The organism is Thalassotalea psychrophila, from assembly GCF_031583595.1.
GTDB lineage: Bacteria > Pseudomonadota > Gammaproteobacteria > Enterobacterales > Alteromonadaceae > Thalassotalea_A > Thalassotalea_A psychrophila.
Genome location: NZ_CP134145.1, coordinates 3,202,122 through 3,227,429 on the forward strand (window position 1 = coordinate 3,202,122; position 25,308 = coordinate 3,227,429).

The window sequence follows — 25,308 nt, forward strand, 5'->3', positions numbered from 1 at the left end:
GGTTTTTTTATCTTAGAATTAAAGTAATATAAATTCGAACTAATAATGGCTTTCGTTTCTCGTTTCTCGTTTCTTAAATAATTAAAAGCCCTGACTCCGAAAAGTCAGGGCTTTTATTCTCTAGGGAGAGAGAACTTTTTACTAAGACCAACTACGCATTTTATGACCTTTTACAGCATAAAATAAAATGAATAAGTAACATGGTAAACCAATCCAATAGGCAACCTGTGTATCACCATTAAGTTGTGCAATTTTACCAAACAATAATGGTAACAATGCACCGCCAGCAATACCCATTATCAGTAATGCTGAACCCTGAGCTGTATACTTTCCTAAACCATCTAATGCTAAAGGCCAAATCAACGGCCAAACCATAGCATGTGACAAACCCATTAGTGCAACAAATGTTAGTGAGTCAGGAATAACAGGAATTCCAGACCAGCCCCATAATACATCTGCAATACTGGTACTTGTTGTTGAGCTCATTACCACACCTAAAATACATAATGCGCCAGCAACTGAACAAACGATCAACGCCGTTTTTTGATTTGCATATTTAGGTATTGCGATAATACCAATTATGTAACCAATCACCATACCTACCATGGTATACGAAGTAAGCGAAGCAAAGTGCTCTACACCAACACCTGAGCCATATAAGCCAATAGTATCCGCGGCAATAACTTCAACTCCCACATAAGCAAATAATGCAATAGCGCCTAAAATAGCTTGTGGGAAGTTTAATATACCAGTGGTATTTTCAACATCTGACTCTTCTTCTTCGATATGAAGTTCAGGTAAATTAGAAAACTTAACTAACGCAATTAAACCGGTTAAAACAATAGCCATGTAGACATACGGCATAATTAGTTGTGATGATAACTCTTCGATTTTAGCGGCGCGTGTTGCTGCGTCTAAACTAGCTAAAGCATCTTCAGAAAAATCACCCATGCCAGATAACACTAATGCGGTGAATAAAATAGGTACAAGAACACCTGCACTTTTGTTGATAATACCCATTACCGAAATACGAACAGCTGCGGTTTCTTTTGGTCCAACATGAACTAAATAAGGATTGGAAGCAGTTTGTAAAATGGTTAAGCCAGTACCTAAAGTAAACAGCGCCACTAAAAAGAATACGTAATTGGCTGTCGTTGCGGCAGGTATAAATAACAATGCCCCAACAACCATGATGGCCAAGCCGAAAGCCATACCATTTCGATAACCAGTTTTACTTAAAATGGTCGACATTGGATAAGCCATTACGGTATAGGCAATGTAAAATGCGAAGGTTACAAATAATGCTTGAAACTCATTTAATTCGCATATTATTTTTAAGAACGGGATCAAAGACCCATTTAACCATGTTACAAAACCAAAGATAAAAAACAATATGCCAATAATCATCATTGGCACAAAACTACTTTGAGTATTGCTCTGTGTGTCTGCTGTTGCTGTTGTCATAATTTCGCCTATATAAGCTGGTTTTATATTATTATTGTTTTAGTGAGTTTATTTGCAATTTAAATAACTTGCTGTCCTGCAATCCAAGTTTGCTGCACAGTCAAATCATCGTTAAGTATAATAAAATCTGCACAGGCGCCGGGTTGAAGGCGCCCTTTTTGATTATCTAGCACTAAAAATTCAGATGGATATGTTGATGCCATACGCAAGGCTTCGGTAAGTTCTACCTGCAAATATTCAACCGTATTTTTTACTGCCCCAGCCATATCCAGACAAGATCCCGCCAATTCACCTGTAAGCGCATTTAATCGGTCTCCAGTTCTAATAATTTTCGAGTCAAAAAATGGAAAGCTATCATCATCGGTGCCAACTGGTGGCATAGCATCAGTGACGAGCATAATTTTTCCGGTAGTTTTTGCTTTAATCGCTAGCCTAGCGGTATCAAAATGTACGTGATGGCCATCAATAATTATGCCACACCAGCTGTTATCATCTAACAAAGCCGCACCAACCATACCTGGTGCACGAGACTCAAATGCTGACATAGCATTAAACAAATGCGTAAAACCTGTAGCCCCAGCGGCTAACGCTTTAACAACTGTACCGTAGTCTGCATTTGAGTGACCTAAACATACATGAACACCGGCAGAGACTAATGTTTTAATATCATCAGTTGATACGTTTTCAGGCGCTAGTGTAACCACAACTTTACCAAGGTCCTGACGAGTAAATACCGCCATCTCATCTTTTGTAATGCTGCGGATAAACTCTGGGCTATGCACACCTTTTTTAGGAATAGATAAATGCGGCCCTTCAAAATGTACACCTAAAACACCAGGTGTTTGTTGTTTTAATGCTTCACTGACGGCATCGGCAGCAAGTTGCATAACATCAACTTTATCGGTAATTAAGGTGGGTAAAAAGCCGGTCGTACCAAACTTTGCATGTGCTAAACCAATAGTTTTAATTGTTTCCACTGTTGGATCACTATTAAATAATGCTCCGCCGCCACCATTAACTTGTACATCAATATAACCCGGAGCCATAATTCCTGGTTGAATGTCTATTTCAGCTTTTTCTACGCTAACAATTTTTCCATCAGCAAAGCTAACAGCTACATTTTCACGTAACGTTTGGCCATCAAAGAATTTTGCTATGTTAATCGTATTAAGCATACTAAAGAGTCCTAGTAACTTTCTTTAAACCTTGTGGTTCATCTGGATTGAAACCTTTAGCCAAAGCTACTTTTTCAACATCTAAATAAAAGCGTTGTAGCACTAACAAAGGAGCTAATCTAGGGTGAACATCATTTACAATTTGTTGTAAGTGTATTAAATCTGCACCACGGGATTTAACCTCAGCGATTTGTTCTTTGTGAGATTGATCAGACTCATCATTTACATGACAATCTAATATAGTCAGTTTTTGCGCCACAAGCGTAACCGGCCCATGTAAAAATTCAGCACTTGAAAATGCTTCCGCGTGAATTGAACAGACTTCTTTTAATTTAAGGGCGATTTCTTTAGAAACTGCATAACCTAAACCACGGCCTAACACCACTAAATTGCGAGTGTCACCTAAACCATCAATAGTTAATTGTGCAGGTGCATCAATCGCTTTCGAAAGCGCGCCTGGCAAAGAGTCTAACGCAGAGATCAGTTCGTTGTTTTTGCTCCAATAAGCGGTTAATTGTAATAAACCAGATAGAGTTGCTAAATAGCTTTTCGTTGCCGCGACTGAATTTTCAGGACCCGCTCGTAATGGCAGTACGTCATCTACAAGCTCAGCTAACGGCGATGTTTCATCATTAACTAACGCCACAACATAAGCACCAGCATCTTTGGCCATTTTTGCTTGCGATAAAATATCAGGGCTACGACCAGACTGAGAAATAACAATAACAAAGGCATTAGCAAGCTTTAAGGTTTTTCCATATACTGAAGCTACCGATGGTGCGGCCGCAAATGTAGGAATACCAGCTTCAATCTCTATTAAATATTTACCAAATACCCCTGCATGATCAGAAGATCCACGGCCAATGATCATCACCATTTTCGGATCAAAATTACTAAGTTTATTGCCAATTTTTTCAGCAACCGCTGCATTTAATTTTATCTGCTGCGCAATCACTTGTGGGGTTTGCTTAGCTTCTTGTTCCATTAATGTGGTCATAACATTACTCAATTATTTGTTTAACTTACGTGTTCGTTTAAAATCAACCAGTCAGTTTTTATGCTCGTTCATAGCAAACAGTACAGCACCAATTTCAGGAAGATTTTCAGGCTCACTAATTTGCTTTACAACGGTCGGACTTAGCCATTGCATCAAACGAGGTTTTAAACCGCCAATTAGTGACAGTTTATTAGGATTCATTGCCATTAACTTATTAAATACAGCTTCAAAATATTGACAGCCTTCGTTAATGATATCTTTTGCTATTTCATCACCGGCGTCGGCAGCGTCGAACACACTAATCGCTAATTTTGCATAAAATGTGGCACCATTACCGGCAATGGTTTCAATTAAGGTGTTAGAGTCAGTGCAATTAAGAGCGGTAAATATTTTTTCCGTTAGCAATGTTTCGTTGATTAAGCCATCAAAACTGAGAAGTACTTTTTCTACTGCTTTAAACCCTAACCAAGCACCACTACAAACATCACCATGTGGAAAGCCATGTCCGCCTATTACTAATGAATCACCTTTTACCGTTGCGTAGCCACACGAGCCAGTACCGCTGATCATGATGGCACCATCTTTTCCACTATGTGCACCTAAGCAGGCAATATGTAAATCAGTCGCTAAATGCATGCTTTTAAACGGGTGTTGCCATTGTTCCATTAGAGAAAAATACTTTGGCAGATTAACACCAGCTAAACCTATGCCTGCGATGAGTTCACTTTTTAAGGAAATATCCAAGTTAGCATCAGCTAACGCTAAGTCTGCTGCATGACTAATTGACTGTTGTGCACGTTCTAAATTATGAAAAGGATTAGCAGCACCTGAGGTTCCCTCACCCAGCACTTGCATTGAATTATTCAGGATCACAGCTTTACATTTGCTGCCGCCTCCATCAATGCCTAAAAATAGCTGTTGTTTATTACTTTTCATTAACGCCTCTTAGCAAATGTGCCTTTGGTCAAAACATGCTTTCAAAATTCTATTTGGTCAGCACATTCTGAATTGTTAAATTTATATTACATACAAATGACAGCGCTGTCATTATGTTTTTACATTTTTTTAATATTAACTTATCGTTTCTATGTAAGCGATTGTTAATTATATACTTTAATGGGATATAAACAGGCTTCTACCTGCCCTTTTAGAGTCTATTGAACGTGCCCTGACTTCTACATCTCCACTGATGCTTACTGGTTTGGTCCATGCTTGCCATTGTTTACCGGCCAACTTATATTCAATATACAGTCCAGGGTAAGCTGTATTAGTCATCAATTTGGCATCAACCATTTTAGCGCCGACGGTTGGAATTCGATAAAACACATGTGCTTTATCTAATTTAGCCAGTTCTTTATTTGCAATAATATTGGCAAAGTTTGCCCATTGTTCATCACGGTTTTTACGCATGTCGTCAGTAAAGTTATTGGTCTCTTTGCTATAAACTTTGCCACTATAAGAGTACGGTACAACCCACTCTGGTTTATGCCAAGCACGCTCAGCTAAAGCAAATAAACGCGGGAAAATTTTATATTCGGCTAAATCATCATTGCGAGTATTTTCACTCCATAACTGCCCTTGTATCCCGGCAAATGTTCTACCCGACTTAAGTGGTCCAGAAATTATCATGCCTTGTTCGTCCAATTTCACCGTATCATCAGTACTATAAGACTTATCTTCTCTATCCAACCAAAATTCAGCATGTACAGGTAAATTATCAGGCATAAATTGGAATAGTTTCTCAGTATTTGAATGTCGAGATGCCCAGTAATAGCCATGCTCTTTCGGGTCAGGCTCGTATGGAAAATCAAAATACGTTACATCAGGGGTTGAAACTACAATTTCCCAATTTTGATTCGCTAATTTATGTGCAGCTTGGTGTCCTTGCCAATATATAATTCCCCATGAATTCGCTTGTACGACTTCAGGCATATTATCAACATTAGTATGCATCATACCGTCATTCCAACCGGCAGTTTCAATATCACGCTCACTCAGTATTTCAGCTACTCGCTCGACAAAGTACGCACCAAGCTCCTCTGCTTTAGTAATACCCAAATCATTCTCGGCGATAAATGTTTTACAAATAGGCGACTCAACCCAGGCACCGGCAGTTTCGTCAGCACCAATGTGATAACGAGTCAAAGGATGGCCGGCGTCGCTATGCATTACTTTAACCTCATCCATTACTTTAGCGATAAAGTCATAAGATGACTCCATACACGCATTAATTGTATTGTCGTTATAGTATTGAACCGAAGAATAAACGGTAGTATCGTTTTGATCATGCAGCAAAAATTGTTTAGCGCCCTGTTCGTCACCTTGCGCCATTAATTTATTGTATCGTGCTTTCATGGCTACAATAGAAGAGCGTGAATGCCCGGGCATATCTAAAGACGGGATTACTTGAATGAAACGCTCAGACGCATATTGTAAAATTTCTTTATAATCTTGTTTACTGTAATAACCATTTACCGAACTATTTGGATCAACTCCTGCCCCTAATTGAGGTAATAAACAGCGTTGCTCCGTTAAATCTAAACAACGCTTAGAGCTAATATCGGTAAGCTCTGGCAAATCATTGATTTCTAGGCGCCAAGCTTCATCATCACCAAGGTGTAGGTGAAACTTATTTAATTTATACGCGGCCATTTGATCGAGTAAATCGAAAATGAACTGCTTAGAATGAAAATTTCGAGCAACATCGACCATCATGCTGCGAAATTGATAGTGTGGCTCATCTTCGATAGTTAAATGAGGAATGGTTAATTTATCTAATGACACAAGCGCTGCAATTGATTGCAAACCATAGAATAAGCCTGAATTATCATTAGCCAGGATAGTTATTCCTTGTTCATTCGCGGTAAATTGATAGCTGCCAGTATCACCTTTAAGCGACTTGTCTAACGTTAAATTAACAGCAACGCCTTGCATTACCTCTTGTACACCAAGAAATGCTAACCGCTTAAGCGCGGCTGTAAACTTGACCTTTTCAACGCCATTTAACGTTAGGTGTATACCATTAGTTAAATCTAAAAATAGACCATTGTCTGTGACGTCCATTCTTTTAGGTGATGGAATTAAGCTACTTTGTAGCTCATTATTGGCAACTTGCATTTTGGCGTTGCGTTCAAACAATACATCGGCCGTAGCCCATTGTGTTTGATCTGTTGGTGTGCGTTTAAAGTGTTTTTCAACACTCGTAAAGCTCTTAACAAACGGATAAATTTCAAGTCCAGTTTCTGCATCTATGGTTGTTTGAGTGCTTTTAATCACCCTAGGCTCTAATGAATCAACACTTAAGATATAATTTGGCAAAGCATCAGTTTCTGACAATGACCAAAAGTCGACACGATAATTTAACGGGTAAGTTTGTCCAGCTTCAAAGCCGGTAAAGTTAGCCGTTGGCACAATTTTATGTAAATCACCATTCACATGCTCAATAGTAAACAACTTGCTATCAACACTTTGCACCGGGTTTATTTGAGAGAAGTAAATTTCCCAATCGCTGGAGTTAACGTTTTCTGGCGAGGTTAAGTTTAGTTGTAATTGAAAACAAGCACCGTCGTGACGGTTCGGATCACAATTTTCGTCAGCAACATTAGTGATTAACTGATATTCAACGTTTAAGCTGTTGGATAATTGATCAAGCTGAGACTGATTAAGTGTATTGCTTGAGCTTTCATTTACATCAGTGCAAGCCATTAAAGCTAAGCTTGCAGCAACTGATAATGCAACGATCTTGTTCATTGTGTTTGTATTCCCTACTTTGTGTTAACTCGTTAAAATGAATGCTTAACGCTTTTGCAGACCAAACCGATGAATTTTATTAATTAACTCTCGGTGATTAGGTAATTGTTCGGTTAAAGACAAGCCATGCTGATTTATTTGTTTAAAAAAATCGACTGCTTTATCCGACTCTGTATATCGATACGCCATGGCGCTTAAATCGGTGTGAAATTGCATGCCGTAGAGCACATATAAATAATTTTCTAAATTGAAAATTTCAAAACCACTGGCAAAGTCGTAAGCACTGGGTAATTGATGTTTCCATAGTTGTAATCGATCTAATAAACTTTGTGGACAAGTATCAGGGTCACGATTATCTAACCAAAACTGGCTATCATCGCGCTTTGATAAAAAGTAATGAAGCTTGATAAACTCAATCACTTTTTCCCAACTACTATTCACTCGAACGTTAAAGTTTTTAGCAACAATATCCATATGCTCTCGGTTAGCCGGAAATTGACTGGCCAACATTTTTGCTGTGGCATCAAAAACTAATAATCCGGTAGCCTCTAAGGGCTCAACAAAACCTTGTGATAACCCAATGGCGGCACAGTTTTTATGCCAAAAGGTTTCACGATAACCAATGTTCATATCTATTTTACGAACATCTAATTTATCTGCAGATTTACCAAGATAATTACGCAAAACCTGCTCAGCTTTATCATCACTACTGTGTTTACTTGAGTAAACATAACCTGTGCCGCGACGATTGGTTAAACCAATATCCCAGATCCAGCCCGCTTGTTTTGCCGTTGATAAAGTGAAACTAGGAATATCTTGTTCTGGGTGTTCATATGGCACTTGAATGGCTAGTGCTGAATCGGCAAATAACACGTCACTTTTATCAATAAACTTTACGCCTAAAGTTTTACCTAATAACAGAGCATTAAACCCGGTACAGTCAACAAAAAAGTCAGCGTTTATTTCCCCTTGAGTATCGGTATGAATTGATTTTATATCACCTGTTTCAGCTAATTCTACTTTTGTAACTTCTGCTAAAACATGATCGACCCCCATAGTTTGGGTTGCATGCTTACAAAGTAATTTTGAAAATTTTGCCGCATCTAAATGATATGCATAGTTGGTTTGTCCTTGAAACTCAGGCATGGTGATGTCTTTCGGAGCTAGTCCTGCATCGCAAACCTTGCCCTGAAAAGCAACAGCATCAACAAAAGAGGTTTCATTGCCTGCTAAATTTTTCAACCAATAAGCAGTTAGGCCTTCAAACTCATTAATTAAAGGGTAATCAAATATATGGTGGTAATGATTGCCCCCCCCATTTGCTTTAGTTTTTTCAGGGTTGTGAAGCCAATCAACAAATTTGATCCCTTGTTTGAACGTAACTTCACAGTCTTTAATGAATTCGGTTTCACTTATTCCTAAGTACTGTAGTGACGTGCGCATCATTGGCACAGTGCCTTCGCCAACACCAATGGTGGGGATATTAGGTGATTCTACCAAGGTAATTTTAATGCCATTGGCTTCTGTTGGTTTTAATTGTTTCGCTAAGTGATTCGCCGCCAGCCAACCCGCGGTACCACCACCTACGATTACAATTGAACGAATAGCTTTCGCCTGTTGATTTTCAGAGTTATTCATTGGCTCTATTCCTCGTATTATTGATAAAAGTGCTTAAGAGCCAATACTAATTGATACGTTATCTGTAGATAAATCCTTCATACTACGCTGCTTTATCCATTCTTGATGGGATAAGCTTACCGCTTGAGCTTTGTTAGCCATAAAAGTAAAACGGTTAAAAATTTGTTGGCAACTGTCTTCATCATAAGGCATATGTAGTGTAGGAAAATGATCCATACCATAAAGAATAAAGCGATAGTTTTCATCGGTAAAAGTGGTTGCATAACCGCCGGCTAAATCCATAAACTCGCAGGTTTTATGGCGCCACAATTCGATTTGTTGTTTCAGCTCAGGACAATAATCAACACTTTTTTGAGCCTGTTGCCAAAACTCACTATCATCACGATCAGTTAAACAATAGTGCAGAACGATGAAACGTTTTAAGTCATCATAAATGCCATTCATTAAACGATTATAAGAGTCGCGCGACACTTGCGAAATTTGATTTGAAGAGATGTGTGTCGATAAAAGCTTCACACTGACGTTGATTAAGTGTAACCCTGTCGATTCCAGCGGTTCAATAAAACCACCCGATAAACCAATGGCAATACAATTTCCTATCCAGAACTCTTTGCGACAGCCTATTTTCATATTAAGGTGCAAGGTTTTTAGTACCTCTGCATCTTTACCTACATGTTGCTTTAATTCAGCTTCTGCTTGTTCTTTGGTTAAACGGCTTCCGTCATACACATAACCTGTACCACGACGGGATGACAAATCAATTTCCCAAGCCCAGCCGTTGGTTAATGCTGTTGCTGTAGTGTAGCTGCGCGGCACCTGTTCATCTTTGTAAGCCACTTGCATGGCCACCGCTTTATTACAAGGTAATTCTTGCTCGAAAGACTGCCAATTATCTGCTTTTAGCGCTTCGATTAACAAGCCTTTAAAACCAGTGCAATCGATAAACATATCAGCACTAAATTGGCCTTGGTCGGTATCGATACTATCAATATTGCCATCTTTAACGTTAACGTTATTCACCATAGCCTCAACGTGAATAACGCCGGCAGCTTCCGCTTTTTTACGTAGGAAGCGAGCCATTAATGTGGCATCGATATGATAACCGTAAGGCACTATGCCTTGATAAGGTTTTGATGAAGGCATTTTCGGGCTAAGGTTTTTAGCCATTAAATGGGAAGATAAACTGACCCCTTGGTCGTAGCGTTCAAATAGGTGTCGCGAACTTAAAATCCAGGCAGTAGAGATATCAAGTATGTTACCAATAGCTTGGTGTTCGAAAGGATGGAAATATTCATGGGTGCTGCCACTTTTAGGCTGCATCCAATTTCTAAACATTATGCCGGTTTTTAATGTGGCATTTGTTTCATGCAATAGTTCTTGTTCATCAAGACCCATAGCAGCGAAGAAGAAGCGAATAGAGTGAACTGTCGCTTCTCCTACACCAAGAATGCCAATGTCTTTACTTTCAATAACAGTTATATCAATATTTTTTTGATTATGGTTATATAATTTATTTAGATATAACGCGCTCATCCAACCGGATGAACCACCACCTACAATAGTGATAGATTTGACATTCTTTTCGTTCATAAAGCCTTCTTAAATAGCAGGTTTCCCTGCTAAGTTAATTAGCTTAATGCAACTTTCTTTTTAACTAAACGATGCATTTGGTGCATTGAATTTAAATGCGCATAAATTGGCGCAAGGAAACCACGTTTACGAAGCGCAATATAGTCTTCATCGGAAAGTTCATTAAGTTTCTTTTCATCAACTAAATACAGACCATTGATCTGGATTTTCTCGCCGTTAGCAGCAATTTCTAAATTCTGCTGAATTAGTAAATCTCTATCGGCTAATTCTTTGGTAAATGCTTGAGTAATGTGTGAGTGTTCAAAGTATTTCCCTAACGCTTCTTTACGACGTGTTAAGTACTCACTTTCTTCACCATTCTCTTCAAATAAAGCATTACCTTCTTCTTCATTCACTACAGCGTTGTCAGTTGCAATAACAACCATAAACTTATCAGATTCATTGTTTTCTGGTACTAAAGCTAATGGGAAATTAGTTACTGCTGCAGGAGCGTATGTACCTTCCCAAGTATCAGTTTCAGTATATAAGTTCTCGCCTGGCTTAACGCCAAATAAAACTACTGACTGAAATGTTCCTGTTTCTGTATTTTTAACAAAAACGACAGGAAACTCAGCAGATGCTCTAGAAAACTCATGTACAACTACAGGAGCAAGATGCTGCCCTTTAGCGTGAGCAAAATTTGCTTGAGATTTTATTTTAGTTTTTGCATGCGCTGTTTTATTTAATGGTTGAATATTTTGTTGGCTCATAATACTACTCCGAAATGCGGGCCTTATTTAATTAGGCTACTAGACTAAACCGAGGTATAAAACCAATACAAGTCATATTTTCAATTTTTTTAATATTTTCCCTCATCCATGGGAATTGCACATTAATTCAACCTTGAATTAACAAAAGGGGAAGAATATCTTCCCCTTTTAACTTACAGTTCAATTTAATTATTAGAACTTAACGCTAGCCCCAACATTTATACGACTAGCTGATTCGTATTCATATAAAGGGAAGCCTTCAGTGAAACCACTATATGAAGTTGGGTAATTATTATTACCGTATTGCTTAGCTTCTTCTTCAAGTAAGTTGTTTGCGTCTACGCGAATATCAATGTTTTCGGTTACATGATAGGTAGCACTCAAATCTAACGAGCCAAAGTCATCATGCAAACGATTTCCGTATGAGCCTGTTTCACGGATCATGTACTCACTACGCCAGTTGTATGATAAACGAACTGATAATGCATCATTTTCATAGTATCCAGTTACGTTGTACTGATCTTTTGAGCTATCGCTTAAGAATGGGTTACCATCAACATACGTACTTTCATCAGTAGATGTGTCTGTGTAAGTGTAGTTAATTAGAGTACCAAAACCATTACCAAAATCTTGTTGGTACTGAAGTTCTAAACCTTCAATTTGTGCATCTTGACCATTAGCCTTCTCTTGTACAGTCCAACCGTTAGCTGCTTCTTCGGGAGGAAGTGCAAAATCTATATCATCCGCTGAAACCTTAGTTTCAGAGAAAGTAACAAAGTTTTTCACGTCTTTCATGAATAAAGTAGCTGAAAGTAATGAAGACTCGTTAAAGTACCATTCAACACCAATATCAAACATATCTGCAACGAAAGGCTTAAGACCAACATTACCAACAACCCAGTATTGGTTGTCTGGTAAATCATCGTTAGCGCCAACAACGTTAGGGTTAACATACATATCGACGTACTGTGGGCGAGCCATTGCACGAGATGCAGCAACACGAACGATGACTTCATCAGTAATGTCCATTGCTAAGTTAAAGCTAGGTAAAAATTCTGCATAGTCAGCGTCAGTGCTGGTTTTTTCGCCATTTACATAGTAAATAGACTCAGCATCAGTACCAGCATAACGAACACCAAAATTACCGCGGAAACCTTCACCGTCGAATGTTGCCATTACAAAAGCAGCGTAATTGTCTTCTTCAATATGACTATACGAACCTAAATCTTCAGTTTCACCGATAATGCTATCTTTAGCCCAAGACTTTAATGCATCAGCATCGAATTTTTTGATTGAATAATCACCTGAGCCAACATCTAAATTACCGTCTTGAATATCAGCGGTATTAATTACATTATTAAAACCAGCTTCTTGAATGTATTCGTAACGACGAGACGTTGTTTCATGTTGTGCAAACTTTAAACCGGTTTTAATTTCTGTGATTACACCTAAATCAACATTAAAAGTAATATCACCTTGCAGGTAAGATTCTTCATCAGTTTTTGGTGTGCGGTTAAAGTTTGGACCAGTACCCATTGCTAGAGTACCTGGATCGTATGTTTCCATGTCAAAATCTGCTGGTAAGTCCCAAGTTTGACCACCACCAGTGAAATCATAAGTACCGCCAGCAATAGAAGGTACTAAACCATCATCAAGAACCATTTCGAAATCAGTACCACCCGTTGATTCAGTTGAACCAACTTGCACTTTAATTTGGTAATCATCACCAGTGTAGTTAAATGTTAAATCTACAACATCTGAATCCATCGTAGCTTCACGTGGACGCATTTGATAAAAAGCAACATTCAGAGGACCTGCAACTTGTGTTCCTTGATTGGTAATATTGCCATCAGCATCAGTCTCTTGACCTAACCATTCAGTCGTTTCCCCACCACCCCAAGAGCTATCAGCTTGCGTCAGCCATAATGCATAGTTAGTGTTATCAGCCTCCATCTGCATGTCCATTACATTTAACACGAAATCCATGTTATCTGTAGGTGAGTATTGAAAGGTACCGGTAATAGCTGAACGTTTACGCTCTTGTTCGAAAGCAACAGGACCTGCACCCCATTCCCAGAATGCTTCGTTACCTTGGCGTTGTAAAGAACGCTCTTGCATTACACCTGATAATAAGAAACCCATGGTTTCTGATTCATTTTTCCAGCTGTACATAGCAGAAGCTTGTGGATCAGTTTCTTCTGAATCTGATTGGTAAGAACCTTCAACAGATGCATAAATTGTATTTGCATCTAAATCTAGTGGCTTACGAGTATTAACAATAACCGTACCACCAATACCGCCTTCAGCGATATCTGCTTGTGAAGACTTATAAACTTCTAAATCACCAACTAATTCTGATGGTAGTAATTCATAGTTGAAACTACGTTTAGCTGGTTCAAGCACGAACCAACCAGTAGACGCTACGTTTTGGCCATTCAATGTAGTAAGAGTTAAATCTTGACCTGCACCACGAATTGAAACAGCAGCACCTTCACCGAATTGACGTTGTATAGTTACACCAGGAATACGCTGTAATGATTCTGCAACGTTTTTATCTGGGAATTTACCAATGTCTTCTGCGCTAATGGCATCAACACTTGCGTTAGAGAATCTTTTTGCATTTAAGTTTTTCTTGTTGCTACCACGAATACCGGTAACTTCAATTACTTCGATATTGTCAGCGGCTACTTCTTCTTCAGCAGCACTTACAGAAGAGATACTTCCGACAAGTGCTACAGCGATGCTAGTAGCTAGTACATGTTTCTGGAATTTGAATGACGACATTTTCCTACCCTTTAGATTTATTTTAGTTTTCACCGTAACCGCGCAACCAGTTAAAAATTTAAAAATCACATACAATCTATTTTTAAGTTTTTGTTTAACTCAAATGACAGCGCTGTCAAAAGCTTGTAATAAAACATACACAATAATTAACCACTTGGCTACAAAAAATTACATTAAATTGTAAATAAGAAGATAAAACCATTAACAATAGCGCAACAATAAAACATTTTTACATAATAAAAACAATACATTACAGTATGTTAATTTACATTTTGATTTTTTACAGATTTTATACAAAAACTCAATTTTCACAGTTAAATTTCAATAAAAAAGCAACAGAACAGCGCTGTCATTTAAAATAATTTAGACATTTTCAGGAAGTTTTCCCAATTTAGAACTAAATTTTATATAAGCTAAAATTTATTTAATGATTTCATCGAACTATAGAATTAAAAATAATTAAACGGTGAATAGAGTAAATGTTTAGTGGCGAGTTTTAGGTGATTGGCGAGATTTAATATTTTCCTGAAACGACATAACAATATAATAGGAAAAACATTATGACTTTAACAAATAAAATGGCTGCTGAATTTTTTGGCACTTTTTGGTTAGTCTTAGGTGGTTGTGGTAGTGCAGTATTAGCTGCTGGTGTAGATTTAGGGATTGGTTATGTAGGTGTTTCTCTAGCCTTCGGTTTAACGGTTATGACCATGGCATATGCTATTGGACATATTTCAGGGTGTCATCTTAACCCTGCTGTATCATTTGGCTTATGGTCAGGTGGTCGTTTTCCGGCAAATGAACTTGTGCCTTATATCATTGCTCAGGTAATTGGTGGTCTTGCTGGCGCTGCTGTACTTTATTCAATAGCTTCAGGTGCACCAGGTTTTGATTTAGCAGGTGGCTTTGCTTCAAATGGCTACGGTGGTCATTCTCCTGAAGGCTATTCAATGATGGCAGTATTAATTGCCGAAGTGGTAATGACGTTTATGTTTTTAATGGTAATTTTAGGTGCTACAGATAAACGTGCTCCTGCAGGCTTTGCTCCAATTGCTATTGGTTTATGTTTAACGCTAATTCATTTAATTACTATTCCAGTAAGTAATACTTCTGTAAACCCTGCACGTAGTACAGGTGTAGCAATGTTTGTCGGTGATTGGGCAACAGCACAATTATGGTTATTCTGGGTTGCACCAATTGTAGGTGCTATTATTGCAGGTAAAGTTTACGGTTGGGTATCTGCTGAAGAAAAATAAGAATAATTACCGAATAGATATTTAAACAAGTGACTCCATTACACCGGAGTCACTTTATCTACCTTGAGACCCAGAAACAAGTTCAGGGCGATGCTAAGGCATCGAGTTCAGGAAATGGTATTAATGGTCCTTTGCATTACGCCTGTTGCTTCACCGATTTATAAAATTTAATTAAGTTCGCCGTAGAGCTATCGTGACTTTGTGAAACATTATTTGATAATAGTTCTGTTTCAATATTGGCAGCTAAACCTTTTCCAAGTTCTACCCCCCACTGATCAAACGAACAAATTTGCAATAAGATGCCTTGTACGAATATTTTATGCTCATACATTGCAATCAACTGCCCTAATGTTTTTGGACTAATTTGTGAGAGCAATAAGGTATTGGTTGGTCTATTACCTTCATGAACCTTATGTGGTGCGAGCTTATCGATGACTTCCTGATTACGCCCTTTAGCCTTTAAATCAGCCCTAACCTGTTCTTCGTTCACCCCAGTCATCAGAGCTTGAGTTTGAGCAAAGAAGTTACTCATTAAGGTTTCATGATGCCCAGCTACCGGGGTAACACTTTCTACAGAACCAATAAAATCGCCTGGCACAATATTATTACTCTGATGCAAATATTGATAAAATGCGTGCTGACCATTGATACCTAACTCGCCCCAAATTGATGGCACTGTTGGGTACGAAATTTTATCACCTTCCCAAGATACAGATTTACCATTACTTTCCATTTCAGCTTGCTGTAAATAAGCGCTGAGCATGTGAAGTGTTTGGTCGTAAGGGAGAATCGCTTGAGATTTAAAACCTAAGAATGTGCAGTTCCATAAACTTAGCAAAGCCATAAGTACAGGTACATTTTCTTTTAACGGTGCCTGCTGGAAATGTTCATCAATATCGAATGCACCTTCCAATAACTCAATGAACTTATCAAAACCTAAATCAAGGGCAATTGGTAAACCTATAGCTGACCATAATGAGAAGCGACCACCTACCCAGTCCCACATTGAAAAAATATTATCCGGATGTATACCAAACTCAGTGGCATTTTTTACATTTGCAGATACAGCAACAAAATGCTTTGCGATTGCCGATTTATCATTAGCTGATTTCAATAACCATTGCGTAGCTGTATTAGCATTAGTCATAGTTTCAGTTGTAGTAAATGTTTTACTCGATACAATAAATAGCACTTTTTCAGGGTTTAACGGTGCAAGTACTTCAGTGATTTGTGCACCATCAACGTTTGAGACGTAATGCACATTAACGCTTTGGTCACTATAATGTTTTAGCGCTTCAGTAACCATTTGCGGACCAAGATTTGAGCCACCTACGCCAATATTCACTATGTCGGTGATTCGCTTGCCAGAATAGCCTTTCCACTGCCCTTGTCTAACCTGATTTACAAACTCTTCCATATGGGCAAGTGCACATTCAACCTGCTCTGTGACGTTTTCACCATCAAGTTCAATAGATTTCTTACTACGATTACGTAGAGCCGTGTGTAACACCGCGCGATTTTCAGTTAAGTTGATTCGCTCGGCATTAAACATTTTGTCTCGCCAGTTTTCCAAGTCAACGTCTTTACATAAATTTAATAACTGTTCAATAACTGCATCATCAATAATATTTTTTGAATAATCAAAAAGTATGTTTGGTAACTTAATTGAGAATTTATCAAAACGATCAGCATCCGCTGAGAACAAGTCATTCATGTGAATGCTTTGCATATTTTTAGCAAGTATAGTGAGTGATTTCCAGCTAGATAATTCTGTTCTTGAAGTCATTTTAAACCTTTTTACAATTGCACTTGTATAATTTCATTTATAAACTAAGGTTAAATGACAGCGCTGTCAATTAATTTGTTAATTGTTTGTAATTGTGTTCGTATAGTCTAGAAAGCTATCTTTTACTGATAAAATAAATTAAATCTCAATTTTTGTAATTTTTTTACAACAATATCAATAAAATAATATATAGTGCGTCTGTAATACATTTAGCAATGTAAGCGCTTGCATTTCAGTATCTATAAGAATAATTAAAGGCTTAGCCATGAAAGTAACCATTAACGATGTAGCAAAATTATCCGGAGTTTCAATCAAAACCGTATCACGGGTAATGAATAATGAAGCGTCGGTAAGGCAAGCTACTCGTGACAAAGTAATGGCCGCAGTAAAGCAACTTAATTATCAACCAAACCTTGCTGCACGAAGCTTGGCTGGTACCAAATCTTATAACATTGCTTATATTTACGATAACCCAAATGCCTACTACATTATTGATATGCAAAACGGTATTTTGTCAGAGTGTAAAAAGCAAAGCTTCGAGTTATTGATCCATCCTTGTAATTCTAAATCGGTTGATATTATCGAAGAAATTACTTCGATGATCCGTCACTCTCGAATTGCAGGTGTAGTATTAACTCCTCCTTTTTCTGAAATGCCAAATGTCATCGACAAGTTGAGCGAATTAGGCGTTAAATTTGTAAGAATTTTTTCAGGCCACACTGTGCCAGACACATTATCACCATGCATTATGGTAAATGACTTCGATGCTGCATTTGAAATCACTGAACACTTAATTGAACTCGGCCATAAAGACATTGGTTTTATCAGTGGTGGTAAAGAACATAAATCAACGTTTGAACGTATTGAAGGCTTCAAAGCCGCGTTAGCCAAGAACAACATTAGTTGTCGAGAAGAATTAATTGTAGACGGTGAATATTCATTCGAATCCGGTGTACAAGGTGCTCAAGCCCTTTTAGAAAAACAGGTCAAACCAACAGCAATATTTTCGTGTAATGATGAGATAGCAGCTGGGGCATTATTTGCTTCTCGTTTAGCAAATGTTGCGATACCAGAAGAGTTGTCAATTGTTGGTTTTGAGAATAGTCCATTCTCTCGCCAAACTTGGCCGAAGATCACCACTGCAGATCAGCCCAACCAAACTATTGCGCAAAATGCGACTGCGCTACTTATCAATGAAATACGAGAGCAAAAGTCAGAAGAAATTTGCGAACAATTTACGCCAAAACTATTAGTACGAGATTCATCTGCGGCAGTCACAAAAACCTGAGCTTAAACCATAGCTTTGTATTGGCAACCCCGTAAAAATAAATCAACGCTGCTGTCGATATAATCAGAGATTTCCTCAATACCGATTTGTTTTTCAGTATTATACTCACGGCGCATTACCGCCTCCCCTTTCATTAGCGATAAAAATTGTAAAGCTGAAAAATGATAATTTTCAACGACAATTAGCCCTTCGCTTGAATATGATTCTAGTAACTTTGATATTTCAGCTACAACAGGCTCTGGTCCTGCGGCATAAAATAATTGCGACACTTGCGGATTAGTTTGAGACTCTGCGATACACACTCTATGTATGGCCATGCCTTCTTCTGAAAGTAATAATTGAATAAAGCCCATGGCAAACGTTTTTAATGCCAGTTTAGGGTCACAAAGACTTGATTCTGGTAAAGCTGATGTACGAAACTTTTCACATTTATTTAATATCGAAGCAGCAAACAGGTCATCTTTATTACCAAAATGACTATATACCGTTTGTTTTGATACACCGGCAGAATTAGCAATACTGTCCATACTGGTTAATGAAAAGCCTTTATCACAAAAACTGCTTGTTGCCGCAGCTAAAATTAATTGGCGTTTCTCTTCACTTTTACTGCGTGTTTTCGGTTTTTTCACTGCTTTTCCTTCGAATGTACTATTTATAAGTAAATATTAATATTTACTTCATGCTGATTAATCTATCGACTTTTACGCCAAATGTAATTAGATATATCTAAATTGTAACTAATCACACTGGACAGTCTAGTTTAATTTAACTAAACTAGACCGATTAGTCTAGTTTAGTATATTAATTAATTAGAAGGCAATATGTTTAATTCAATTCCTACTCTCACCTCACAATTATTAAAAGGCGCTACCGTAACAACACTTTTAGTTAGCCTATTGGCTTGTGGTGAAAGTTTGCCACAAGTTGCAACTCAAACACCTTATTATCATAAAGTAGCAAGCGAACCATTGAAACTTGAACAAAGTTACAACGTATTAAGACGGTTTTCTGGCTCGCTTGTGAGTAAGCAAAGTGCTAATTTAAATTTTGAAGTGTCTGGACGAGTCGCTAATATCTTTGTTGATGAAGGTGATACCGTTACTAAAGGACAGCTATTAGCAAGTTTAGATACCGAGCTTTTAGGAATAGAACAACAACAATTGGTTGCCCAAGAAAGTCAGTTAAAAGCAGAGCTAGAGCTTGCCCAAGCAAATCTTAATCGCGTTAATGAATTAATTGATAATGGTTATGCATCACAACAAAATCAAGATGAGTTGCAAGCTCAGAAAAAAGTATTAGAAGCAAGCAAAAAACAATTACAAGCAAGCCAAGCAATTAACCGTTACCAAATCAATCACACTGAAATATACGCTCCATTTACCGGTACTATCAACAAACGTAATATCAATGTTGGTGAGGTTATAAATCCGCAAGTGACTGTGTTCACACTGCAAGAGCAAGGTAATAACGAACTGAAAGTTGGTGTACCGCAAAATTTGATTGCTGATATTAAAGCACAAAGTAGTTTTTCATTATCGATTAATCAAGTTTCAATACAAGTAACGTCTTTAGCAGTAAATTCAGAAATTAATCAGTATAGCCGCACTGTTCAATTGCGATTTTCATTACCCAATAAATTATCCATATTCAATAATCAAATGGGCTACTTTGAATTTGAACAGCAATATCAACAGCAAGGTTTTTGGGTACCGATCACGGCATTAACCGACGGTATTCGCGGGACTTGGAATGTCTATACTCTTGAAGAAACCACCGATAACAGTTCAAAAAAACCATTGTTTAAGTTGATCAGTAATAGTGTTGAGATAATTCACAGTGAACAGGACAAAGCGTTCATTCGTGGTAGTTTAACCAATGGACAGCGGTTATTAACGTCTGGGCTACATCGATTAGTGCCTGGCCAGATGGTTAGAATTTAATAAGGCTATAGACAATGATTGAATTATTTGTAAAAAATGGCCGCTTAATGACTCTAATGATTTTGATCATTATTGTGTCTGGTTTAGCTTCATTGCATATATTACCTCGCGCTGAAGATCCTGACATGGTTAATCGTGCAGCAAGTGTCATCACCAAATTTCCTGGTGCTAGTGCTGAGCGTGTTGAGGCATTAGTCACCGAAAAAATAGAACAAAAGCTGCGTAAACTGTCTGAAATTGACTACCTTGCGTCTACCTCTCGCCCTGAAATATCAGTGATTCAAGTCAAGCTCAAGGGTGAAGTAAAGGACTCTGAACCAGTATTTTCTCGTATTAGAGATATATTAAGTGATGTAGCTCCCCAACTGCCTAGAGAAGCGTTGCCATCATCTTTAGAAGATGAACGCAGTTTTGCCTATACTCAATTAGTGTCATTAAATTGGGCGGTCGATGAAGCACCTGATATGTTAATTCTTGGGCGTTATGCTACGGAGTTAAAATCACAACTTAGGCTTGTAGACAATACTGACATTGTTGAAATTCATGGACAAAACCCTGAAGAAATTTTAGTCGAATTAAACCAAGATTTTATTGCTATGGCTGGTATTTCACTAGCGCAAGTAAGCCAAGCAATCTCAAATGCCGATGTAAAGATTCCTGCCGGTAAATTGGTTAATAACTATAACCAAATGCAAATTGAGATCAGTGGTGCGTTAGATTCATTAGATCGCATACGCAGTATTCCAATAATTTCAGATCAAAACAGCCCGTTACTAGTTGGTGATGTAGCTATTGTTAAGCGCCAAATTCAAACCCCTGCCAATGATCTAGCAATTGTAAATGGCAAACCTGCTCTTGTAGTAGGAACCCGTATGGTTAAAGGGGTACGTGTTGATTTATGGTCCATACAAGTTGAGAAAAAAATTGCTGAATTTAAAAGCATGCTGCCGCAAAGTATTACGTTGGAAGTGTTATTTGATCAGAACAACTACACCACAAGTCGTTTAGCTGATTTGGTCGAGAATATTGTCATTGGCTTTGCCATTATTGCCGTTGTATTATTTATATCTCTTGGATTTCGCTCTGCTCTCATTGTTGTCGCATCATTACCCTTAACGGTGTTGTTCACACTATCGGTAATGAATTATTACGGTTTGCCAATTCATCAAATGTCGGTAACTGGGCTAGTCGTTGCTCTTGGTATTATGGTAGATAACGCCATTGTAATGACCGATACAATTCAACAAAAGAAGCAAAAGGGTATCAATGGCTTAAAAGCCGTTCTGGATTCTGTACGTCACCTTTGGCTACCGCTACTAGGCTCAACATTAACCACTATATTAGCGTTTATGCCAATTGTATTAATGCCCGGCGATGCCGGAGAATTTGTTGGCGGTATAGCCTTAAGTGTTATTTTCGCCCTGATTGGCTCTTACATAATATCGCATACAATTGTTGCCGGACTCGCAGGAAGGTTTATCAAGATAAATAGCAATAATACAGGTTGGTTGCATAATGGATTAGCTTTGCCATCTGTAGAGAATTTATTTAAAAAATCTCTAACGTTCACTCTAGCAAAACCAAAACTTACTATCGCTTTAGTGTTCATCTTGCCAATTATGGGTTTTGGTATGGCTAAGCATCTCGATGAGCAGTTTTTTCCAGCTTCAGACAGGGACATGTTTCAAATTGAACTATTTCTCCCTTCTCAAGCGAGTATAGAAGCAACGAAACGAATTACCGAGCAAGTGTCAACCGAGCTTGAAAAGTATCATGAGATAGAGAAGTTGCATTGGTTTATTGGTAAAAGTGCGCCATCGTTTTACTATAATTTGATCAGCTCAAAAGACGGCATGCAAAATTATGCGCAAGCAATGATCACCGCTACCGACTTTAAAGCTGCAAACAGATTAATTCCTGAGCTGCAGGTAATACTCGATGAAACGTTTCCTCAAGCACAAATATTAGTTCGAAAACTTGAGCAAGGCCCTCCGTTTAACGCACCAATAGAAATAAGAATTTTTGGCCCAAATTTAGATACCTTGCAAGAACTAGGTTCACAACTTCGCCTCATATTTTCACAAACTGAGGATATTATGCATTCACGCGCAACACTGCTTCCCGGCACACCCAAGGTATGGTTACAAGCTGATGAGGATACATTAAATGGGTTAAATTTAAGCCTTGTAGATATTGCCAAGCAACTTGAAGCAGGCCTAGACGGTGTGGTGCAAGGCAGTATCATTGAAGCAACTGAATCGATAAATGTTCGCGTAAAAATAAGTGATAGTGAGCGTGAAGACATTAATGCATTAAATAACTTTCCCATTGTAAATTCCAGAGATGGCACCTACTTCCCACTTTCGGCTATTAGCAAGGCGAAAATAAACCCATCTAGAGGAGCAATTCCACACAGAGACGGCATGCGGGTAAATGTGATTGAAGGCTATGTGCGTTCAGGGATCCTACCATCTGTAGCTTTGACTGAAATTCAGCAAAAAATTACAGAACAAAACTTTGTCATGCCTAGTGGCTATAGTTTAGAAATTGGCGGTGAATCAGACGCTAGAGACAGTGCTGTAGGTAAACTGTTAAGTAGTGTTGGAGTAATATTAATTTTGCTTATTACTGTTGTAGTGCTGTCTTTTAACTCATTTAGAGTTTCAAGTATTATCTTTGTTTCGGCATTCATGTCGACAGGGCTTGGTTTGTTTAGTGTATATGTATTTAACCATCCTTTTGGTTTCACTGTAATAATCGGTTTATTAGGCTTAATGGGCTTGGCTATTAACTCTGCCATTGTCATATTAGCTGAGTTAAAAGCGGATCCAGAGGCAATTAATGGCAACCAAGACAATATTATTGCAGGAGTGCTTAGTTGTACCAGACATATTAGTTCTACAACCATAACTACTGTAGGTGGCTTTTTACCGCTTATATTAGCAGGTGGTGGCTTCTGGCCACCATTTGCCATTGCAATCGCTGGTGGTACAGTTTTAACCACCCTACTGTCTTTTTATTTTGTACCAGCTGCTTTTTACTTAATGAGTAAAAGAAAATCATTCGAGCAAACAAGTGCTGTAATAAGTTAAAAATACATTTTAGTTACGAAAAGATCGTGAATTAATGTCGATTAATAACTCAAAATGACGACTCTTTGAACAATCATGAAAAAAGTAGCATTTATTTTGAAAAAAGAGTTGACGACACCAAGGCAGATTTGCATAATACGCCGCACTTGCTTGAGGCAACTCAAAAAAGTAATGTTATGGCTACATAGCTCAGTTGGTTAGAGCACATCACTCATAATGATGGGGTCCCAGGTTCGAGTCCCGGTGTAGCCACCATAACATTTGCGGACGTGGCGGAATTGGTAGACGCGCTGGATTTAGGTTCCAGTATCTTGCGATGTGAGAGTTCAAGTCTCTCCGTCCGCACCATTTACTATTTAGCGGTATAGTAAATCCATGGGATTTAGGTTCTCCTAATACCTTTGGCAATGTGAGTGTTAAAGCTCTCAATCGCACCATTTACTATTTAGCGGTATAGTAAATCCATGGGATTTAGGTTCTCCTAATACCTTTGGCAATGTGAGTGTTAAAGCTCTCAATCGTGATTTACATTGTTGGGATATAGCCAAGCGGTAAGGCAGCGGGTTTTGATCCCGTCATTCCGAGGTTCAAATCCTCGTATCCCAGCCAATTTTTTAATTGGTTCCGATAATGTAAATACAAATAAAAGAAATTTAGTTGGGATATAGCCAAGCGGTAAGGCAGCGGGTTTTGATCCCGTCATTCCGAGGTTCAAATCCTCGTATCCCAGCCACTTTCTTTTAAACTGTATCTATCAAATAAAGCCTTATGGCTTTTTTTTGTTTCTACAGGGTAAAAAATTAGATGGCTACATAGCTCAGTTGGTTAGAGCACATCACTCATAATGATGGGGTCCCAGGTTCGAGTCCCGGTGTAGCCACCATTTACTACCTTATATCAAGTTATCTAACTCGATATCAAAATGCGGACGTGGCGGAATTGGTAGACGCGCTGGATTTAGGTTCCAGTATCTTGCGATGTGAGAGTTCAAGTCTCTCCGTCCGCACCATTTGAAATTAGAAAAACTCCAAAAATGACTTTTAATAAAGTTAGTTTTGGAGTTTTTTTGCGTTCAGGGATGAAGTAAATCCGAACCACCATGGATGGTGTAGGTTCGGTAATGTCTGAAATTTAATCTTCTTTTAGTTGTACATATTATACTTTTATTAATTTTCACATTAATAAATTAAGTATCTTAATTTTTGTTATCAGCAACATTTAAGGACATTAAAGTTGATTTTTCTCGTAAAACAACAAAAATTAACGAATATTTAACAAAAAGCATCTAGATTTATAAACTCACTAGTATATAATTCCCGCAGCTTGAAAGTTCGACCTATATTTATGTACACCAAGTTGATGTTTTTTCTAAGACTTCATCCTGTTTGATATTTGATAGTTTGCTTCCAACGACTTGGTCTTTCACGAGAAAGGCTTAAATTAAATTTATATTAAATAGGATATTATTATGTCTAACACTACTACTGGTACAGTTAAATGGTTCAACGAAGCTAAAGGTTTTGGTTTTATCGAACAAGAAAATGGTCCTGACGTTTTTGCTCACTTCCGTGCAATCGTTGCTGACGGTTTTAAGACTCTTTCTGAAGGTCAAAAAGTTGAATTCACTGTAACTGAAGGTCAAAAAGGCCCTCAAGCAGAGAACATCAAACCTTTATAATTAATCGCTAGGTTGGATTACCAACCAAAAGCATTAAGAATTTAGAATAAAAAGCAAGGCTATCAGCCTTGCTTTTTTTTTGCTCAGGGAAGAGCTATATGCAGAAATGCCATGGACCGCT

General features: G+C 38.1%; 16 protein-coding genes and 6 tRNA genes. 11 read left to right on the forward strand and 11 right to left on the reverse strand.

Annotated elements, in window-relative coordinates:
• Positions 1-141: 141 nt before the first annotated feature.
• From RGQ13_RS13085 to RGQ13_RS13125, 9 genes are all read right to left on the reverse strand, one after another.
• Positions 142-1,464 (reverse strand): sugar MFS transporter, encoded by a 1,323-nt coding sequence (locus RGQ13_RS13085; RefSeq protein WP_348390193.1) that lies wholly within the window; start codon positions 1,462-1,464, stop codon positions 142-144.
• Positions 1,465-1,523: 59 nt separating this feature from the next.
• A complete protein-coding gene (gene nagA / locus RGQ13_RS13090) occupies positions 1,524-2,639 on the reverse strand; it encodes an N-acetylglucosamine-6-phosphate deacetylase (RefSeq protein WP_348390194.1) in 1,116 nt (371 codons plus the stop codon).
• Between the two features lies 1 nt (position 2,640).
• A complete protein-coding gene (gene nagB-II / locus RGQ13_RS13095; RefSeq protein ID WP_348390195.1) occupies positions 2,641-3,636 on the reverse strand; it encodes a glucosamine-6-phosphate deaminase NagB-II in 996 nt (331 codons plus the stop codon).
• A gap of 51 nt (positions 3,637-3,687) precedes the next feature.
• Positions 3,688-4,572 carry an N-acetylglucosamine kinase gene (nagK, locus tag RGQ13_RS13100; protein WP_348390196.1) on the reverse strand — a complete coding sequence of 295 codons (885 nt, stop codon included), beginning with the start codon at positions 4,570-4,572 and terminating at the stop codon, positions 3,688-3,690.
• Between the two features lie 177 nt (positions 4,573-4,749).
• The gene (locus tag RGQ13_RS13105; protein WP_348390197.1) at positions 4,750-7,386 is read right to left on the reverse strand and encodes a family 20 glycosylhydrolase; all 2,637 of its coding nucleotides are present in this window, start codon (positions 7,384-7,386) and stop codon (positions 4,750-4,752) included.
• 45 nt (positions 7,387-7,431) lie between these two features.
• Positions 7,432-9,024: a tryptophan halogenase family protein gene (locus RGQ13_RS13110; protein ID WP_348390198.1), complete on the reverse strand. Its 1,593-nt coding sequence runs from the start codon at positions 9,022-9,024 to the stop codon at positions 7,432-7,434.
• 33 nt (positions 9,025-9,057) lie between these two features.
• A complete protein-coding gene (locus RGQ13_RS13115; protein WP_348390199.1) occupies positions 9,058-10,614 on the reverse strand; it encodes a tryptophan halogenase family protein in 1,557 nt (518 codons plus the stop codon).
• A gap of 38 nt (positions 10,615-10,652) precedes the next feature.
• On the reverse strand, positions 10,653-11,363 hold the full coding sequence (locus RGQ13_RS13120) for a SapC family protein (RefSeq protein ID WP_348390200.1): 711 nt from the start codon (positions 11,361-11,363) through the stop codon (positions 10,653-10,655).
• Positions 11,364-11,555: 192 nt separating this feature from the next.
• The gene (locus RGQ13_RS13125; protein WP_348390201.1) at positions 11,556-14,147 is read right to left on the reverse strand and encodes a TonB-dependent receptor; all 2,592 of its coding nucleotides are present in this window, start codon (positions 14,145-14,147) and stop codon (positions 11,556-11,558) included.
• A gap of 560 nt (positions 14,148-14,707) precedes the next feature.
• Here RGQ13_RS13125 and aqpZ point away from each other — a divergent pair.
• The gene (aqpZ, locus tag RGQ13_RS13130; RefSeq protein WP_348390202.1) at positions 14,708-15,403 is read left to right on the forward strand and encodes an aquaporin Z; all 696 of its coding nucleotides are present in this window, start codon (positions 14,708-14,710) and stop codon (positions 15,401-15,403) included.
• Positions 15,404-15,539: 136 nt separating this feature from the next.
• On the opposite strand, the gene pgi is transcribed toward aqpZ, so the two are convergent.
• Positions 15,540-17,189 carry a glucose-6-phosphate isomerase gene (gene pgi / locus RGQ13_RS13135; protein ID WP_348390203.1) on the reverse strand — a complete coding sequence of 550 codons (1,650 nt, stop codon included), beginning with the start codon at positions 17,187-17,189 and terminating at the stop codon, positions 15,540-15,542.
• 265 nt (positions 17,190-17,454) lie between these two features.
• Between pgi and RGQ13_RS13140 the strand changes: the two genes are divergently transcribed.
• The gene (locus tag RGQ13_RS13140) at positions 17,455-18,477 is read left to right on the forward strand and encodes a LacI family DNA-binding transcriptional regulator (RefSeq protein WP_348390204.1); all 1,023 of its coding nucleotides are present in this window, start codon (positions 17,455-17,457) and stop codon (positions 18,475-18,477) included.
• A gap of 2 nt (positions 18,478-18,479) precedes the next feature.
• Here the strand turns inward: RGQ13_RS13140 and RGQ13_RS13145 are convergent, their stop codons facing one another.
• On the reverse strand, positions 18,480-19,106 hold the full coding sequence (locus RGQ13_RS13145) for a TetR/AcrR family transcriptional regulator (RefSeq protein ID WP_348390205.1): 627 nt from the start codon (positions 19,104-19,106) through the stop codon (positions 18,480-18,482).
• Between the two features lie 192 nt (positions 19,107-19,298).
• On the opposite strand from RGQ13_RS13145, the gene RGQ13_RS13150 reads away from it, so the two are divergent.
• The 9 genes from RGQ13_RS13150 (at position 19,299) to RGQ13_RS13190 (ending at position 25,187) form a co-directional block, all read left to right on the forward strand.
• Positions 19,299-20,417, forward strand: coding sequence for an efflux RND transporter periplasmic adaptor subunit (locus tag RGQ13_RS13150; RefSeq protein WP_348390206.1), 1,119 nt, complete (start codon positions 19,299-19,301; stop codon positions 20,415-20,417).
• Positions 20,418-20,431: 14 nt separating this feature from the next.
• Positions 20,432-23,509: an efflux RND transporter permease subunit gene (locus RGQ13_RS13155; RefSeq protein ID WP_348390207.1), complete on the forward strand. Its 3,078-nt coding sequence runs from the start codon at positions 20,432-20,434 to the stop codon at positions 23,507-23,509.
• A gap of 178 nt (positions 23,510-23,687) precedes the next feature.
• Positions 23,688-23,764, forward strand: a tRNA-Met gene (locus tag RGQ13_RS13160).
• Positions 23,765-23,772: 8 nt separating this feature from the next.
• Positions 23,773-23,857 (forward strand) — tRNA-Leu (locus tag RGQ13_RS13165).
• A gap of 186 nt (positions 23,858-24,043) precedes the next feature.
• A tRNA-Gln gene (locus RGQ13_RS13170) sits at positions 24,044-24,118 on the forward strand.
• A gap of 49 nt (positions 24,119-24,167) precedes the next feature.
• Positions 24,168-24,242 (forward strand) — tRNA-Gln (locus RGQ13_RS13175).
• Positions 24,243-24,315: 73 nt separating this feature from the next.
• Positions 24,316-24,392: transfer RNA gene (locus RGQ13_RS13180), tRNA-Met, on the forward strand.
• A gap of 41 nt (positions 24,393-24,433) precedes the next feature.
• A tRNA-Leu gene (locus RGQ13_RS13185) sits at positions 24,434-24,518 on the forward strand.
• Positions 24,519-24,977: 459 nt separating this feature from the next.
• Complete coding sequence (locus tag RGQ13_RS13190; RefSeq protein WP_348390208.1) at positions 24,978-25,187, forward strand: cold-shock protein; 210 nt, start codon at positions 24,978-24,980, stop codon at positions 25,185-25,187.
• The last annotated feature ends 121 nt before the right edge of the window (positions 25,188-25,308 follow it).

Bases quoted from the DNA above. Each gene is read 5' to 3' on its own strand.
- RGQ13_RS13085 (WP_348390193.1), bottom strand. From the start codon at position 1,464: ATGACAACAGCAACAGCAGACACACAGAGCAATACTCAAAGTAGTTTT.
- nagA (WP_348390194.1), bottom strand. From the start codon at position 2,639: ATGCTTAATACGATTAACATAGCAAAATTCTTTGATGGCCAAACGTTA.
- nagB-II (WP_348390195.1), bottom strand. From the start codon at position 3,636: ATGACCACATTAATGGAACAAGAAGCTAAGCAAACCCCACAAGTGATT.
- nagK (WP_348390196.1), bottom strand. From the start codon at position 4,572: ATGAAAAGTAATAAACAACAGCTATTTTTAGGCATTGATGGAGGCGGC.
- RGQ13_RS13105 (WP_348390197.1), bottom strand. From the start codon at position 7,386: ATGAACAAGATCGTTGCATTATCAGTTGCTGCAAGCTTAGCTTTAATG.
- RGQ13_RS13110 (WP_348390198.1), bottom strand. From the start codon at position 9,024: ATGAATAACTCTGAAAATCAACAGGCGAAAGCTATTCGTTCAATTGTA.
- RGQ13_RS13115 (WP_348390199.1), bottom strand. From the start codon at position 10,614: ATGAACGAAAAGAATGTCAAATCTATCACTATTGTAGGTGGTGGTTCA.
- RGQ13_RS13120 (WP_348390200.1), bottom strand. From the start codon at position 11,363: ATGAGCCAACAAAATATTCAACCATTAAATAAAACAGCGCATGCAAAA.
- RGQ13_RS13125 (WP_348390201.1), bottom strand. From the start codon at position 14,147: ATGTCGTCATTCAAATTCCAGAAACATGTACTAGCTACTAGCATCGCT.
- aqpZ (WP_348390202.1), top strand. From the start codon at position 14,708: ATGACTTTAACAAATAAAATGGCTGCTGAATTTTTTGGCACTTTTTGG.
- pgi (WP_348390203.1), bottom strand. From the start codon at position 17,189: ATGACTTCAAGAACAGAATTATCTAGCTGGAAATCACTCACTATACTT.
- RGQ13_RS13140 (WP_348390204.1), top strand. From the start codon at position 17,455: ATGAAAGTAACCATTAACGATGTAGCAAAATTATCCGGAGTTTCAATC.
- RGQ13_RS13150 (WP_348390206.1), top strand. From the start codon at position 19,299: ATGTTTAATTCAATTCCTACTCTCACCTCACAATTATTAAAAGGCGCT.
- RGQ13_RS13155 (WP_348390207.1), top strand. From the start codon at position 20,432: ATGATTGAATTATTTGTAAAAAATGGCCGCTTAATGACTCTAATGATT.
- RGQ13_RS13190 (WP_348390208.1), top strand. From the start codon at position 24,978: ATGTCTAACACTACTACTGGTACAGTTAAATGGTTCAACGAAGCTAAA.